We start from the raw sequence: 15750 nt of genomic DNA, 5'->3' as shown, positions 1-15750 counted from the left end.
CAGCTGACGACAGAGTATTAAATACATTCGTATTGGTTAATCCTTCCCATGCCACGTATTTGAAGAATTGATCCCCACCTAAAGTGTTTAGATTATATCCTTTTAATAAAGCAAAATTTTGTAATTCAATCGCTATGTCATTTAGGAATTTGGTATCAACAAAAAGAGACTGAGGGGTCTATAACCATATTTCCAGTAATAATTACGACAGCCAAATACCCAATATCAGGATTCTTACCCATTTTCCCTTCTCTCTCTTGTAAATCATTAAATCTCCACCCCCACATTCCATTCCACAGAATTCAGAAATATAGATAAGTGCATATTCACCATTCTCGGAAAAGGCAGGAGCCGACAATGTGAAATAAGAGAAGCTGGATAATTCAAAATCACTCTTGTTGTCCAGTTCTTTTTGGCTAATTAGCTGGATATTGCTTGTAAAATCCTTCTCTTTGAAACTAACGCGTTTTTTGAATTGGTCTGCGATATAGTCGAATTCATCTGCTTTAAATATTTCCCTGAGTTCCGGAGTCCTGTTCCTTGGGTTACCATGCAGTTGATATGTGTTCAAGCGGTTCAATGTACATATATTCTCGCCCATAACTCTACACCAGCTGGTATCTGATTCATCTAGCAGATGAATGGATTTCCCTCTCGATGCGGTTTCCATTGTCATCAAAATCAGGTCCATTTTCCGCTGTCTGTCTGATCCGCAGGAAACAGCCATAACAAGTAAAATCGAAAAAGCGAGTGTTTTTATAGCAGCCATATCAATTGCAAGCTTTAATCCCTATTGGTACAATGTTTCCTTTAGGATCTCCAGTATTTTCTGCATTTAGTCGATTGATTATCCTAGTTTTGTCCGATGCAGATAAACTGTTGAAAACGTCCGTACGAGTTAATCCTCCCCAGGCCATGTCCTTAAAGAACTGATCTCCTAGGGCATTAACATTGTAGCCAATACCTGCAGCATAGTTCCTCAGCTCCGTGGCGATATCGTTTAGAAACTTAGTTTCAGCAAATAAGTTATGATGAGAAGGATTATTACTGTTATACTTATCAAAATATTTGTTTAGTAAACAATTTAAGTCACAATTTGATGGATAAGCAGCCTCAAACAGCAAATATGCATGCAAAATCTCATGTATTACTGTTCGTGCAAATGATAGATCCGTAGCATTGCCAATATTGTTTGGATTGAAGGTAATGGTTGCCCAACCATTAATCAAGGCAGACGAAGCACAGGCATTAGCCTGTGAATTGCTACAAACCCCATACTGAAATTTTACATTATAGTTTGAAGGCAAGGGTTTGTCACCGTAAAATTTCCTAAAGATCCTATGGAATTCCTGTTGGGTGCTTCCAATTAAATCGTTAATAATATTCTGATGGCAATCATCAAGATCCTCCATATCAATTTTTTCAATTTTAATATTAGGTGAGGTAATTGTAGGAGGGGTATAAGTCGTCCCACCTACAGACCCATAACTACCGGAACCACCTCCCTGATAGGGGCCAGTATAGGTATAGGTGTTTCCACTGTGATTTCCATATGATGACCCGGACGAACTACCACTACCCGATCCCCCGGAACACTGATAGGTCACCGTATACGATACCGTGACCACTCCGTCTGATCCAACATAATTTCTTTGGGTGACCACTTCCCTGCAGGGTTCGGTGGTCAAGAGATTTCCCCCGTAATCCTGATGGGATTCAGGGTCTTTGGGCAAGGTCTGCATACTTGATGTAATTGCCCCATCTCTTATCGTAAAACTGATAAAATGGCGCTCATCATAAGTCCAGATATCCACCATTCCCGACCAGTCCATGTCGATCATTCCATAGAAAATCTCCCCAAACTCCCTCAAGGATTCCTTGTTGTCGGGATAATAACGGACAATCAGTGGATCAAATCTTTGTGTTTGGGTGTTTTCGACAAACATGATATTCTGTACTACCGATTTTTGGGGTATCATCCCTGGCAAGCTATCCAACAGATAGTCCGGAAAATACAGCTCTGTATTGGCCAGGTTGATCTCATATACTTCCCTTCCATCTGGAAATTGAAAGATATGAAATTTGTCCCAATCGGGTTCTTTTTCGAAAAATGGCAGAATCAGTTCATTGAATTCAGTTCTGAAATTGTCCCTTGAATCCTCAACCCTTAACTCACTTTTGTTTGATTCAAACCAGTTCTTTACAAGTGTTAGTTTTGTGTCTTGCTGCGAGATCTCTAATATTTCAGTTTGTTCTTCTAAACATGAAATGAATAAAATTAAAATCAAACCTGAATAAAAAAGGGATTTTCTAAAAAGAGAAAACGAATCTATCCGTTTACATATGGGGGGGGTAAAATTTCTTTTCATTATGAAATAATTAAGTTTAAAATATGATTTTAAAAGAATTGACTAAAAGTATAATATTGTTTTCAAAATCAAAATAATTTTCAAATAATATTTTATAAATCTATTACTTTTCATAAAACCTAGCGTTTTCTGAATCGATGACCGCTTAAACTATCCATCAATTAATATTTAAGATGTAATAGTTTAAGGAATGCCAGATAATGTTCATTACAAAAAATAAAATTATACTCAAAAAAATATTATTTGTGAATATTCGTAATGATGCATATGCCAAAAGAAAATCAGTTTGATTTTTGGTGTCAAGTAGATAAATATCCTAATATCAACCCAGAATTTGATCAAAATAGAATTTATAATAAATACTTGCAATAAGGCGGATACATAAATTTGTATTTCTCCAAATCCCTAATGAAACTTCTTCACCTTTTCCTGTGCCGCTGTGGTGGAAAAATCCCTGGTCAGTCTTTCTGCATAATCATCCAAAAGCTCCCTTACCCGTGCATGATTTTTGGATCGGACAATCAGACCGGCATGGTAATCCAAGGGAACCCTGAAGCATACCTCATCATCATCAAAAGAAGAAAGGTCTGGGTGCTGGTACTTGGATAGGGTCAATACGATTCCTGCATATCCTTTCTGGACCTTTGGCAGCTTGTAGCTGAGCCCTTTGACTTTGGCATCTTCTATTTTGGCCCATTCAGCCCACATGTTGATCCCGGAAGCGGCTTCTACCATTTCTGCCAAATGCGCACCGCCCACTCTGGAGGAGGTCTCCAGGAAGTAGATTTTACCGTCTTTTTTGCCTTTGATAAATTCCGTATGTGCTGCCCCGCTTTTCATACCAAAGGCTTTCATGACCTGTTTATTGGCCTCTTTGATGTCTTTGTCGTCTTCCGAACCATAAGGTACATTGGCACTTCGGAAAATACCTCCTCCCAGAGAAATTTCCATTGGAGTTGCCAGGTATTGGGAAACCACACAGGCTATGGGTTTGCCGTCCAGGTTGAGGCTGTCGGCATGATACACATCACCCGGCTCAAATTTTTCTACCAGATAGCGGACTCTGTTGTCTCCCAGTTCATGAATATTGTTCCAAAGTTCCTCTTTGTTGTGTACTTTGATGATGCCATTTGCGGAAGCCTCAGACCTTGGTTTAAGCACCCAAGGGGCCGGAACGGTATCGGCAAAATGGTTGATGTCTTCATCATGGAAGAGAGGAGAAAAGTCAGGAACCAACACGCCTGCATCCTTGGCCCGCATGCGCATGGCGAGTTTGTCTCTGAAATACCTGCCTGTAGTCTGTCCCATTCCGGGAATTCTCAGGCTTTCCCTCAGGAAAGTGGCCTTTTCTACATCATAATCATCCAAAGCGACGATAGCGTCTATCTTATTGGCTTTCATGATACCAGCCACGCCGAAAAGCAATTTTTCCAGATCCCAATCCAAATCCTGACCCGGCATATAGAAAATCTCATCGATATCAGCATGAGGCCAGGGGCTGTCCCTGAGTTTTTCAGTGGTGATAAGGAAAACTTTATTCCCGGCCTGCTTCAAAGCAGTAAGAAATGCTCCTCCTTTAAAAAAGTTGGATATACAAAGAAAGGTTTTGCTTGCCTGGCTCATAACTCAATGATTTTCTAACAATTTAAACAATAAATGCACACCAAATGCTGTGGCGTGTTTGGTTTTTGCAAATTCTGAATCCCCAAAAGCTGTTCCTGCGATGTCTATATGGGCCCAAGAGGGATGGTCTTCGGTGAATACTTCAAGGAATTTTGCTGCCGTAATGGCTCCTGCGTAAGGTTTTCCGTGGAAGTTTTTGATATCTGCGATTTCGCTATCCATTTCGGATTTGTACACATTCCACAAAGGAAGTGGCCACACCCTTTCAGCGATTTTTTCTCCTTCAAACTGCAAGTTTTTGGAAAGCTGCTCGTCATTGGTGAAAAGAGCCGCACATTCATAACCAAATGTGCCCACCGTACTTCCTGTCAGTGTAGCAATGTCAATGACGGTATCCGGTTTGTAGTTTTTGACCAGATAACTCAGCCCATCGGCCAGGATCAACCTGCCCTCGGCATCTGTATCTATCACTTCGATGGTTTTGCCACTGTAGCTTCCTATCACATCTGAAGGAAGGTAGGATTGATTGTCCACGGCATTTTCCACACAGGGTACAATAGCTGTCACTTTTACAGGCAGCTGCATGTCAGCGATCAGCTGCATGGCTCCCAATACGGCCGCTGCACCACCCATGTCACACTTCATGTGCACCATTCCCTGGGTTTTGATGTTCAGTCCTCCGGTATCGAAAGTCACTCCTTTGCCCACCAAACCAACATGTTTGGAGGCAGTTTTTGGCCTATAGGTCATTATGATAAATTGGGGCTCTTTTACGGCTCCTTGGCTGACGGCAAGGAAGGCATCCAGCTTTTCTTTTTGGGCTTTTTTACGGTCTAAAATTTTGACAGTGAAGCCGTGCTTTTTGCCGCTCTCTTTTGCCCAATTGCCCAGATACTCCGGAGTAGCGGTGTTCGGAGGCAAATCCACCAGGCGGAAGGTCTCCATTTGGGCATTGGCAATTTTCTCTGCTCTGCTGACCGTTTCTTCTGTGTTGGGAAGTGTGCTTTGGATAAAAAGGCTTGTTTTGCTCCAGTCTTTTTGTGCTTCCGATTTGAAATGGGAAAGCCTGTACGTACCCAGCAACAAACCAGTAATGGCTGCTTCAATCCATGCTGCATCCATTTCTGCCCCAAAAAGGAGATGGACCTCACTTTCGAAGAGCTCGGCTTTTTTCGCACTTATACGCCTGAAGGCTGTATTGACTGTCTTGTAATCAGGGTCTTTGCCCAAGCCGATGAGATAAAGGGCTGTTTTTTTATCTGCAGAAGAAAGTAGGAGGGTGCTGTCTTTTTTTCCGGAAAAAATCAAAGGACTGACAGCCTCAGCCCCAAAAGCTTCAGGCAGTTGGATGCCGTTCTCATTTTCGAAGTAAGGAATAATGGCGAGGCCTTTTATAACTTTTTTGGAATTATTGACTTGGATTTTCATTTTTTAAAATGGTTAGAGTAATGGAAAAATGCACTATAAATCACCTTCTTTATCAGAGAAAAACAGCCATTCAATCGCTTTTGGGAATTCGTCAGACCAATAAGTCTCGCTGTGCTTCCCGTCCTCATTGATGCTGAGTTTGACTTTCATTTTTTCCCTGATGTTTTCCCTTTTGAGCAGTCTTTTTTTGAATTTCTTGACATGTCTTACCATGGTTTCGCTTTCATCACCTCCAGCATAAAGATAGATTTTGGTTGCCATAGGTTCGAAAAAATCGAGGAAAGAAAACTTGATTTTGGGGATGACCCAGAGAGATGGAGAGAAAATCATCAGCTTGCCATAGACTTCCGGGTAAATCAATCCTGAGAAAATACTGACAAGACCGCCCATAGAGCTTCCGCCAATTCCTGTATGATCTCTTTCGGGTTTGGTTCTGAAATTTTTGTCTACAAAGGGCTTTAAGGTATCCGTAACAAACCTGATGTATTTTTTTCCCTGCCCCTGTCCAAGCATGGTTTTTCCGAAATTGTACTCCAGAACCCTTTCTTTTTCACCATGTTCTATGGCTATGATGATGATTTTTCCGATTCCATAGTCAGACATCACAGCCAGCTTTTTGTCAATCTGCCAATTGCCAAAAGGAGAGTTTTCATTGAAGAGGTTTTGGGCATCCTGAAGGTAGAGTACTGGGTAATGTTCCTCTGAGGTTTCGTAATCGTGTGGAAGTAAGGCCCAGATTTTTCGGGTTTTATTGAGTTGGGGGATTTCAAATTCTTCGGAAATGAGATGTACTTTAGGGAGCTGACTAGGCCTATATGGCAGCCAGTTTTTTCTCCATTTGGGTACATGTTCTTCTTGGATTCCGGATTTGAGCTCGGTGGTTCTATTGGGTGTTTTGTTGCCGTATCGGTCTATTTCTACCTCAGACCAGTCGCCTTTGGTGAATTTGTAGACCAAAGGATGCGGCAGATCCGCTTCGGGGGAGAAATGGTAGGTATATTTTCCCTCCTCTTGTCTGATCAATTGATATCTTCTGTCCTGGGTGAGCCAATCATTGAAATTTCCGGCAAGGTATACAGGCCTTTCGTCGTCTTCATCAGTTGTCAGTTTGATAGATAATCCTGTTTCTATTTCTTTTTCTTCGTCCACTTCTGTCTTTTCTTGACTTTCCATCCTGATAGGGTATAGGTACTGATGTTAATAGGGGCTATAAAAATAAATGCTTCACTTTTTCAAATGAAGCATTCAAGTCTATTTATTTCAGAATCTTACCGGAGAGGTCCTGTTTTCGGGAGTCTGTATCATGATAAATGATTCTCCTTCTTTGGCATGGCAGGCATTACAGGCAGAGGTGAGCATTTGAAACCCTTTGATAAATTCTTCCTTATCCTTCTTTTGGATGATATCTTCCATCATGGGTAGGGTCTCTTCCATAAATGATTCAGAAGAGGCTTTTCTAGAGGGTCTTCTTTTAAGCCCATCCTCCATCGCTTCAATAATATGCTCTACCTGATGGTCAGCATAATCCCAGTTTTCGTCCATTCCGGCCCAATAGAGTTCGGAGTACCTGTAGGAAACTTCCACCATGGTTCTGCTAAAGCCTCCCAGTTGATGGGCTACTTCATCCAGTTTTTCTTCATTGGTACCTTCGAGCCAACCATCTGGTCCTACGGCGGAAGACTTTTCTTCCTGACTGCAGGAAAATGTCAGTAAGGCGGAGAATAAAATCAAATATGCTTTTTTCATAAGTTGGTTAGGTTGTTTTTAAGTTGGACGGTATGTACTGCTGCGACTCCTGCGGTTTCGGATCTGAGCCTGCTTTTGCCCAGAGAACAAGGGTGAAACATAAAGTCAAATGCCAATTGCAATTCCTGCTGGGAAAAGTCTCCCTCCGGACCTATGAGAATAATGTAAGCCCGGTCCTTTTCTATTTTTTCGAACAGGTGCTGGTCATTTTCTTTGTCTACATAGGCGATAAACCTCTGATAAGAATCGAATTTTTTGTCTTTGACCAGATCCTCCATGGGAGTAACCGGGTTTATCTTAGGAACTCTGGTCTTGAGACTTTGTTTACAGGCTGCTATGACCTTTTTTTGAAGTCTGTCCAGTTTGAGCTTGCTTCTTTCTGAGTATTCGGACTCCATAAAAGTGATTTCATGAACACCGATTTCAGTCAGTTTTTCGACCATCCACTCCATCCTTTCAGAATTTTTGGTGGGACTGATGGCCAAGTGGATGTAGTAGTCATCATCGGGTGTGTAGAGCCGTTGTGTGACTTGAAGAACGGCTTTTTGGGGGTTGGCATCAATGATGGTGCATTCAAACAGACAGCCTTTGCCGTCCGTGAAATTGACCTTGTCACCTTGTTGCCTGCGCAATACTTTGATCAGGTGCTTTGACTCCTCTGTATCCAAGTGAAAAGAGGGCTCTTGTATATTTTCATGAAAGAAAAGCTGCATAGTTTTTTAGTTTTTCTAAAAATAACATCCTTCAAATCTATTAAAAATGATTAAAGTCATAATGGTTCATTTTGCTGCTTAAAAAATAAAAAAAAGCGTAATCCCTGAGGGACTACGCTTTTCAACCACTAACCTTTTATAAACTACTAACCTTAATTATGAATGCTTATCCTTTGGAGATTTCCATATTGACGGACTTTCCTTTGATGGTGTTGTTTCTCATCATGTTGATCACGTGATCAGCATCTTTTTGAGGTACATCCACGAATGAGAAGTTGTCAAAGATGTCAATGCCTCCGATGTTTTTTCCAGGTACGCCTGTTTCACCGGCAATAGCACCTACGATATCATTTGGACGGATCCTGTCTTTCTTACCAAGGTTGAGGAACAATCTTGCCATTCCAGGTTCTCTTACACCTTTTTCACGGGTAGATCTTCTTCTATCTCCTCTATCGCTTCTCTCTCCTCTTTCACTTCGGCCACCTCTTTCGAATCTACCGCCTCTATCGCCTCTATCTCTGTCTCTACCTCTTCTGTCGTTGTCTCTATCTCTTCCTCTTGCACCTCTGTCTCTGTCTCTGCTTAGATCCAGGTCAAAGTTTTGATCCTGCATTTCTGTGACTGCATCAGCCATTTGGATTTTGGTAAGTCCAAGGATTACCTGTTCCATGCTAAGACCTTCAGCAAGCATCTGACCAATAGTTTCTTCATAGAAACTGTTATCATCTTCTTTGCTCAATTGGGTGTATACATCTTTCACAAGTTGTTGCTTCTTAAGCTCTATCAAATCCGACACGGAAGGAGGTGCCATTTTGGCAATGGAAGTCTTGATAAACTTCTCAATGTCCCTCAATCTGAACATATCTTTTCTTCCAGTGATAAAATTGATAGCAGTACCTGATTTGCCAGCTCTACCGGTTCTACCGATTCTATGGACGTAATTTTCTTCGTCCAAAGGCAAGTCATAGTTGAATACAGCTTCCACATTGTCCACGTCTATGCCTCTTGCAGCCACATCTGTAGCTACTAGTACAGAGACATGTCCTTTACGGAACTTGTTCATTACTTTGGTACGCTGTGCCTGAGAAAGGTCCCCGTGAAGGGCTTCTGCACCTATACCTCTTGCGATCAATTCTTCGGTAACTTCGTCTGTCACTCTTTTGGTGTTACAGAATACTACACTTAGAGAGAATTGGTTAAGGTTCATCAACCTTGCCATCAATTCCATTTTCAATGGTGATTTTACTTCGTAGTATACCTGAGAGATGTTTTCTACAGTAAGTTCTTTTCTCAAAACCCTAACAATTTCAGGATTGTCCTGATATTTTTTGGTCAGATCCAATATTGGCTTTGGCATGGTAGCAGAGAAGAAGACAGTCTGTCTTTCGTCAGGGCAGTCACTAAGGATACTTTCGATATCCTCTCTAAAGCCCATATCGAGCATTTCGTCTGCCTCATCCAATACGATGATGCGAACCATGTCTAATTTGAGTGTACCCCTGTCTATGTGATCCATAACCCTTCCAGGAGTTCCTACTACGATTTGCACACCTTTTCTCAAGCTTCTGATCTGACGATCAATCGCCTCTCCACCGTAAATACAGGTAGAAGATATGCCTCTTTTAAATTTTGATAATTTTACAATCTCTCCTTCTACCTGAACGGCCAACTCTCTAGTAGGACACAATATCAAAGCCTGTGGCTTGTTGATTGCTGGATCTACATTGTCGATGATCGGTATGCCAAAAGCAGCTGTCTTTCCGGTACCGGTCTGTGCCTGCCCGATGACATCTTTGCCTTCCAACATGAAAGGGATGGATTGTGATTGAATAGTTGAAGGGTGGGTATAGCCCATCTCCTCCACGGCCTTTAGGATTTCGGCTGAAATCCCAAGGTCTGAGAATAATAATTCTTGTTCCATGAAATGTTTCCTTACTTCTTCAAACCATGATTTCCTAGAAGTATCCCAGATCAAGCGACAGTAAGGAAACCCACGGTATGAAAAATGTTCTATAATTAATTCGGGTACAAAGGTATGATAAATTATTTTGAATACCAACTTTATTCAGAAAGTATTTAGAATAATTCACAACTTTTAAGTGCAGAACTGTAAAATAATTCTGTCAAATGTATTTTTCTGACAGTTTATTGACCAAAGATACGTATTCCGCTTCGGCTTCCTGCTTTGATTTTCCCTTAAGAGACAGCCATGCATTGTATTTGGCGGCAGCTACAAAATCAAAGCCAGTAGGCCTTTCTTCTTCATTGTCTCCATCTGTGGCTTGCTTGTATAGGCTATAGATTTTTAAAAGTTCGTCGTTACTCGGCTTGGAAGTAAATTTTTTGGTCAGGCTTACAGCTTCTTCTAAAGTATTTGCTTGCATAGGTAAACTTATTTTTGAATTTGAGTTTCCAAATATATTACAAGAACACGGGATTTTAGAATTTGTGTTTGTTTTTTGACGAATAAAAAAAGCCTCCTGATTATCAGAAGGCTTTCTTGTTTTCAGAATAAGGAGGATCAACCTCTTTTATTCATAGAAACATAGTCTCTTTCGGTTTCACCGGTGTAAACCTGTCTAGGTCTTCCGATAGGTTCACCGTTTTCTCTCATTTCTTTCCACTGTGCTATCCATCCCGGAAGTCTACCCATGGCAAACAACACGGTAAACATGTCTGTAGGTATTCCCAAAGCTCTGTAGATGATTCCTGAGTAGAAATCTACGTTAGGGTAAAGTTTTCTGTCTACAAAGTACTGATCATTCAATGCGGCATGCTCCAGTTCTTTTGCAATGTCCAATACTGGGTCATTTACACCTAATTTGGCCAAAACATCATCAGCTGCTTTTTTGATGATTTTTGCTCTTGGATCGAAGTTTTTGTAAACCCTATGTCCAAAACCCATCAATCTAAAGGAATCGTTTTTGTCTTTGGCTTTGTTGAGGAATTTTTTTGTATCGCCACCATCAGCTTTTATAGCTTCAAGCATTTCGATTACAGCTTGATTGGCACCGCCATGAAGAGGTCCCCACAATGCATTGATACCGGCAGAGATAGATGCGTAGATGCTTGCCTGAGAAGAGCCTACTACCCTTACTGTGGAAGTGGAGCAGTTTTGCTCATGATCTGCATGAAGGATAAGCAATTGGTCCAATGCTTTAGATACCACAGGGTCTACATCATACCTTTCGGCAGGAAGAGCAAACATCATCTTCAGGAAGTTGGAGCAATAGTCCAAGCTATTGTCAGGGTAATTTACCGGATGACCGACTTCGTTTTTGTATGCCCAAGCCGCAAAGGTTGGCATTTTGGCCAATAGCCTGATGATACTCAGGTTTACTGCTTCTTCATTTCTGGTGGGGTCAAGTGACTCTGGATAAAAAGCCGTCAATGAACAGATCAAAGAAGAAAGCACTCCCATTGGGTGGGAGTTGGATGGGAATCCGTCCAATATTTTTTTGATGTCTTCATGCACCAAAGTATGGGTGGTGATATCCCTGGTGAATTTTTGGTATTCTGCCTGAGTGGGCAAATGTCCGTAAATCAATAAAAATGCAACTTCTAGGAAGGAAGATTTTTCTGCAAGATCTTCAATTCTATAGCCTCTGTATCTCAAAATTCCTTGCTCTCCATCCAAAAAAGTGATTGAGCTGGTGGTGGAACCTGTATTTTTGAATCCCGGATCAATGGTGATTAAGCCGGATTGACCTCTGAGTTTGGCGATATCAATTGCCTTTTCATTTTCAGTTCCTTCAATAATCGGGAGTTCGTATTCCTTTCCTCCGTATGATAACTTAGCTATTTCGGCCATAAGTATATTATTTGTTTGTCAGTTTATTGTTTTAAAATGTGTAACTGTAATTAAAGGGCTTAAGTTAGTAAAAACAGGCGTTTTTTATAGCATTTATTATTTCAGTTGCACCATGATTGGTACAAATGTATAAAAAAAGGTAATCCCTGTTTCTTGCAGTTTTTTCATTTATTGGAAAAGATAACCGCTTTTTACATGGAAGCCCATAACAGTTACAACCCATTTTCCCGAATAAAATTTCGCTGTTGGGGGTAGGGGTTGCTATATTTTTTTAGCAATAAAAAAGCCCCGAAGGGCATTTTCTATTTACAGAAATGTTGAAATACTTCAACAAGGTGTTCGCCTATCATTTGGGCGTTTCTGCCTTCAATGTGGTGTCTTTCCACAAAATGAACCAGCTCTCCATCTTTGAACATTGCCATGGCTGGAGAGGATGGAGGGTAGGGCAGGTGGTGTTTTCTTACTATATCTACAGCATCCCTGTCATTGCCTGCAAAAACAGTGGCCAACACATCTGGTTTGACATCACTTCTGTCCAAAGCATACCTTACTCCGGGCCTTGCGGCACCTGCTGCACAGCCACATACTGAGTTGATCACGATAAAGGTAGTCCCCTTGTGATCTTTTAGGTGACCTTCTACTTCTTCACCTGTTCTGAATTCCTGAAAACCTACATCGGTCAATTCTGCACGCATTGGTGCTATCAATTCTTCTGGGTACATATCTATCTTAGTTTAATTTTTGCTTATAGAAAACCTAATTCCAGTTTGGCGGCCTCTGACATCATGTCTTGCGAGTACGGAGGGTCGAAGGTAAGTTCCAGCTCCACATGGTTGATCCCCTGAATTTGCTGTATTTTATCTTTTACTTCTGAAGGAATAAACTCAGCCGAAGGGCAATTAGGCGATGTCAGTGTCATCAGGATGAAGACATTGTTTACCGGGTAGATACTGATCTCATATATCAGTCCCAGCTCATATACATCCACGGGAATCTCAGGGTCATACACCTGTTTGATGGCGTTGATGACTTTTTCCTTGAGTTCCTGCTGAGGAATTTCCTTTACATTCTCTGTATTTTCTGACATGCGTTTCAGACATTTTGTTTGGCTTGAAAAGCCAAAGCGTATAACTTCATTTGTTTGATCATGGCTGCAAGTCCGTTGGACCTTTGCGAACCGATGATATTTCCCATTCCGATCTTATCAATAAATTCCAGTTCAGCATTTAGGATTTCTTGGGAATTTCTTCCGGACAATACCCTGATCAACAGGCTGATCAATCCCTTGGTGATGTCGGTATTGGAATCGGCAAAAAAGACCACCTTTTCATCTTCCAACCTTGCGGTCAACCATACTTTGGATTGGCAACCTTTAATGATGTTGGCATCTACACGCTCTTCTTCAGGGAATTCAGGCAGGTTATTGCCCAGTTCCATGATATAGTATATGGTTGATTCCTTGTCATCACCGAGGATTTCAAACTCCCCGATTATCTCCTCTTGCACATCCTGGATGCTGCTCATTTGTTTTTGATTTTAGCTATTTTGGCCAAAGATGTGGCCATTTGGTCTATTTCGGATTTGGTATTGTAAACAGAAAAGGAAGCTCTGACAGTTCCCTCAATGCCAAATCTCTTCATGAGGGGCTGGGTACAATGATGCCCCGTCCTTACCGCAATACCGTTAGCATCCAGCATCATGCCTACATCAAATGGGTGCATGCCTCTGATATTGAAGGAAATTACACTGACTTTCTCTTTAGCTGTACCAACAGGTTCAAATCCTTTGATTTCGGAAAATGTCTTAGAAGCATAGCCCAGTAATTCGTCTTCGTGAGCTTTGATCCGATCTTTACCCACAGATTGGATAAAGTCAATTGCTTTTCCAAAAGCAATCACATCGGCAATGTTTGGTGTCCCTGCTTCAAATTTGAAAGGGATCTCATTGTAGGTAGTTTTGGCAAAGGTGACCTCTTTGATCATCTCGCCGCCTCCCTGATAGGGGGGCATGCTCTCCAAAACTTCTCTTTTGCCGTACAATACTCCCAATCCTGTTGGACCATATAACTTATGCGCTGAAAAAGCCAGGAAATCACAATCAAGCTCCTGCACGTCTACATCCAAATGGCTGGTGGATTGAGCACCGTCCAAAAGGACTTTTGCGCCTTTTTCATGAGCAAGATGAATCACTTGTTTGACAGGATTGATCGTTCCCAAAGCATTGGACACATGGACTATGCTTACCAATTTGGTTTTATCACTCAACAAATTGGCATAAGCTTCCAAGTCTATTTCCCCAATATCACTGATCGGGATTACTTTGAGTGTAGCTCCTTTTTCCTCACACAGCATCTGCCAGGGAACGATATTGGAATGGTGTTCTAAGGTGGAGATGATGATCTCATCTCCGGCCTTTATGTATTTTCTGCCAAAAGTAGAGGCTACCAAATTGATGCTTTCCGTGGTTCCTTTGGTGAAAATGATTTCTTCCTCTTCTCTGGCATTGACAAAATCCTTCAGGATTTTTCTGGTATTTTCAAAATACCGCGTTGCCCTGTCCGCCAAGGTATGTGCACCACGGTGGATATTTGAGTTGTCTGTTTCGTAATAGTTGCTCAGTGCCTCAATTACCGATATAGGCTTCTGGGTAGTAGCGGCATTATCGAAATACACCAAGGGTTTTCCATTTACTTCTTGATGAAGCACTGGGAAAAGCTTGCGTATTTCCTCAATATTGAAAGACATAGGTTTTTAAATTTTGGTGCCCAGGCGTTCCTTTACCAAAGCATCCGCATGGTTTCTAAAGGCTTCATCCGGAATATGTTCCAATACTTCGCCGGCAAATGCATAGAGCATTAAGCCTTTTGCCTGGTCTTTGCCCAAACCTCTGGCCTGAAGGTAAAACAACGCTTCCTCGTCCAACTGTCCTGTAGTGCATCCATGAGAGCATTTTACATCATCAGCCCAAATTTCCAATTGAGGCTTGGTGTTGATGGTGGCGTCTTCTGACAAGAGGATATTGTTGTTCTGCTGAAAGGCATTGGTTTTTTGGGCATCTTGCCTTACAAAAATCTTCCCGTTGAAAACGCCTCTTGAGCTGTCAGCAAGAATTCCTTTGTAAAGCTCATTGGATTCTGCATGAGGTTTTGTATGATCTACATTGGTATGGTTGTCCACGTGGGTTTTTCCGTTGAGCAGATAAAGTCCGTACATGTTCCCCTCACAGCCTGAATCAAGCAGGTTGAGCGTCAGGTTATTTCTCACCATGTCTCCACCCAATGAGATGACATTACTGGTAAATACAGCATCTCTGTGAATATCTGTTTCGAAATTATTTACAGTAATGGCCTGATTGCTTTCATTTTGAAGTCGGCTATAGCTGGACTTTGAATTTGGGGCAGCAATTACCTCAGTTACCTGATTTAAGAAATAACTTTCGTCATTTACCGATACCGTATTTTCAAGAAAAGAAATTTCGGCATTTGCTTCTACTTCGATCAGAATCCTGCTATTGATCACCTGACCGGAGTTGCTTTGATTGAAAAATAAGAAGTGGATGGGTTTTTCTATTTGCTGGTTTTTGGCCACCTCAATATGAAGTCCATCGATAAAAGATGCGGTATTAATTGCGGTGAAGACGTCCTTCTCATTTTTGGCAACTTTTCCTAATTTTTCAGGTCTGCTCCCAGATAGCAGTGTGGCTGTATACCCTTCCTGTCCAAATGAGGAAAGGTTCAGTTCAGGGATGCCATTGTTGAACACGATATAATCTCCGTCAAACCCTTCAGGAAGTGCTGCGGCAACCTGTTCTGGTGTCAGTTCCAGTACTTTTGCCCTTCCAAAATCTGAGATTGATTTTTCTATTTTTCTCTGTATTGCTGTAAACTTATACTCTTCTTCTTTGACTGCGGGCAGACCTGCAGCCAAGGCCTGTTCTCTTGCAGAAGAAGCCATTTCCGGGAAACTGGACGAGCTGTCCTGTCCCAAAAGTAATTCTAGGTGATCTATTTGCGTAGCTGATGCCATTGAAATTTTATTTAGAAGGTTTTGGAGGAATAATG

At 41.5% G+C, this 15750-nt stretch carries 15 protein-coding genes; all 15 read right to left on the bottom strand.

What is annotated here, in order from left to right:
• Positions 1 to 202: 202 nt before the first annotated feature.
• The 15 genes from EGN73_RS05555 to sufD all read right to left on the bottom strand — a co-directional run bounded on the left by EGN73_RS05555 (position 203) and on the right by sufD (position 15715).
• Complete coding sequence (locus tag EGN73_RS05555; protein ID WP_219287531.1) at positions 203 to 769, bottom strand: hypothetical protein; 567 nt, start codon at positions 767 to 769, stop codon at positions 203 to 205.
• Position 770: 1 nt separating this feature from the next.
• Entirely contained in the window at positions 771 to 2288 is a 1518-nt protein-coding gene (locus tag EGN73_RS05550) for a hypothetical protein (protein ID WP_219287530.1), read from the bottom strand.
• Positions 2289 to 2774: 486 nt separating this feature from the next.
• On the bottom strand, positions 2775 to 3992 hold the full coding sequence (locus tag EGN73_RS05545; RefSeq protein ID WP_219287529.1) for an ATP-grasp domain-containing protein: 1218 nt from the start codon (positions 3990 to 3992) through the stop codon (positions 2775 to 2777).
• A 3-nt stretch (positions 3993 to 3995) separates the two neighbouring features.
• Positions 3996 to 5420, bottom strand: coding sequence for a leucyl aminopeptidase family protein (locus tag EGN73_RS05540; RefSeq protein WP_219287528.1), 1425 nt, complete (start codon positions 5418 to 5420; stop codon positions 3996 to 3998).
• A gap of 33 nt (positions 5421 to 5453) precedes the next feature.
• Positions 5454 to 6593, bottom strand: a complete 1140-nt coding sequence (locus EGN73_RS05535) for an alpha/beta hydrolase (RefSeq protein ID WP_219287527.1) — start codon at positions 6591 to 6593, stop codon at positions 5454 to 5456.
• 87 nt (positions 6594 to 6680) lie between these two features.
• A complete protein-coding gene (locus EGN73_RS05530; RefSeq protein WP_219287526.1) occupies positions 6681 to 7166 on the bottom strand; it encodes a hypothetical protein in 486 nt (161 codons plus the stop codon).
• Positions 7163 to 7879 (bottom strand): 16S rRNA (uracil(1498)-N(3))-methyltransferase, encoded by a 717-nt coding sequence (locus tag EGN73_RS05525; protein ID WP_219287524.1) that lies wholly within the window; start codon positions 7877 to 7879, stop codon positions 7163 to 7165. The genes EGN73_RS05530 and EGN73_RS05525 overlap by 4 nt, the downstream gene beginning before the upstream one ends.
• A gap of 166 nt (positions 7880 to 8045) precedes the next feature.
• Positions 8046 to 9800 carry a DEAD/DEAH box helicase gene (locus EGN73_RS05520; RefSeq protein ID WP_219287522.1) on the bottom strand — a complete coding sequence of 585 codons (1755 nt, stop codon included), beginning with the start codon at positions 9798 to 9800 and terminating at the stop codon, positions 8046 to 8048.
• A 202-nt stretch (positions 9801 to 10002) separates the two neighbouring features.
• Entirely contained in the window at positions 10003 to 10263 is a 261-nt protein-coding gene (locus EGN73_RS05515; RefSeq protein ID WP_219287520.1) for an acyl-CoA-binding protein, read from the bottom strand.
• 137 nt (positions 10264 to 10400) lie between these two features.
• Positions 10401 to 11690 carry a citrate synthase gene (locus EGN73_RS05510; RefSeq protein ID WP_219287519.1) on the bottom strand — a complete coding sequence of 430 codons (1290 nt, stop codon included), beginning with the start codon at positions 11688 to 11690 and terminating at the stop codon, positions 10401 to 10403.
• A gap of 302 nt (positions 11691 to 11992) precedes the next feature.
• A complete protein-coding gene (locus EGN73_RS05505; RefSeq protein WP_219287517.1) occupies positions 11993 to 12412 on the bottom strand; it encodes a BrxA/BrxB family bacilliredoxin in 420 nt (139 codons plus the stop codon).
• A 23-nt stretch (positions 12413 to 12435) separates the two neighbouring features.
• Complete coding sequence (locus EGN73_RS05500; RefSeq protein WP_219287515.1) at positions 12436 to 12777, bottom strand: DUF59 domain-containing protein; 342 nt, start codon at positions 12775 to 12777, stop codon at positions 12436 to 12438.
• A 5-nt stretch (positions 12778 to 12782) separates the two neighbouring features.
• Positions 12783 to 13214, bottom strand: coding sequence for a SufE family protein (locus EGN73_RS05495; protein WP_219287514.1), 432 nt, complete (start codon positions 13212 to 13214; stop codon positions 12783 to 12785).
• A complete protein-coding gene (locus EGN73_RS05490; protein WP_219287513.1) occupies positions 13211 to 14434 on the bottom strand; it encodes a cysteine desulfurase in 1224 nt (407 codons plus the stop codon). Before EGN73_RS05490 ends, EGN73_RS05495 begins: the two co-directional genes overlap by 4 nt.
• A 6-nt stretch (positions 14435 to 14440) precedes the next feature.
• A complete protein-coding gene (sufD, locus tag EGN73_RS05485) occupies positions 14441 to 15715 on the bottom strand; it encodes a Fe-S cluster assembly protein SufD (protein ID WP_219287512.1) in 1275 nt (424 codons plus the stop codon).
• Positions 15716 to 15750: the final 35 nt, after the last annotated feature.

Origin of the sequence: Arthrospiribacter ruber (assembly GCF_019343195.1) — a bacterium.
Classification (GTDB): domain Bacteria; phylum Bacteroidota; class Bacteroidia; order Cytophagales; family Cyclobacteriaceae; genus Arthrospiribacter; species Arthrospiribacter ruber.
This window is presented reverse-complemented; position numbering and strand designations above follow the sequence as displayed.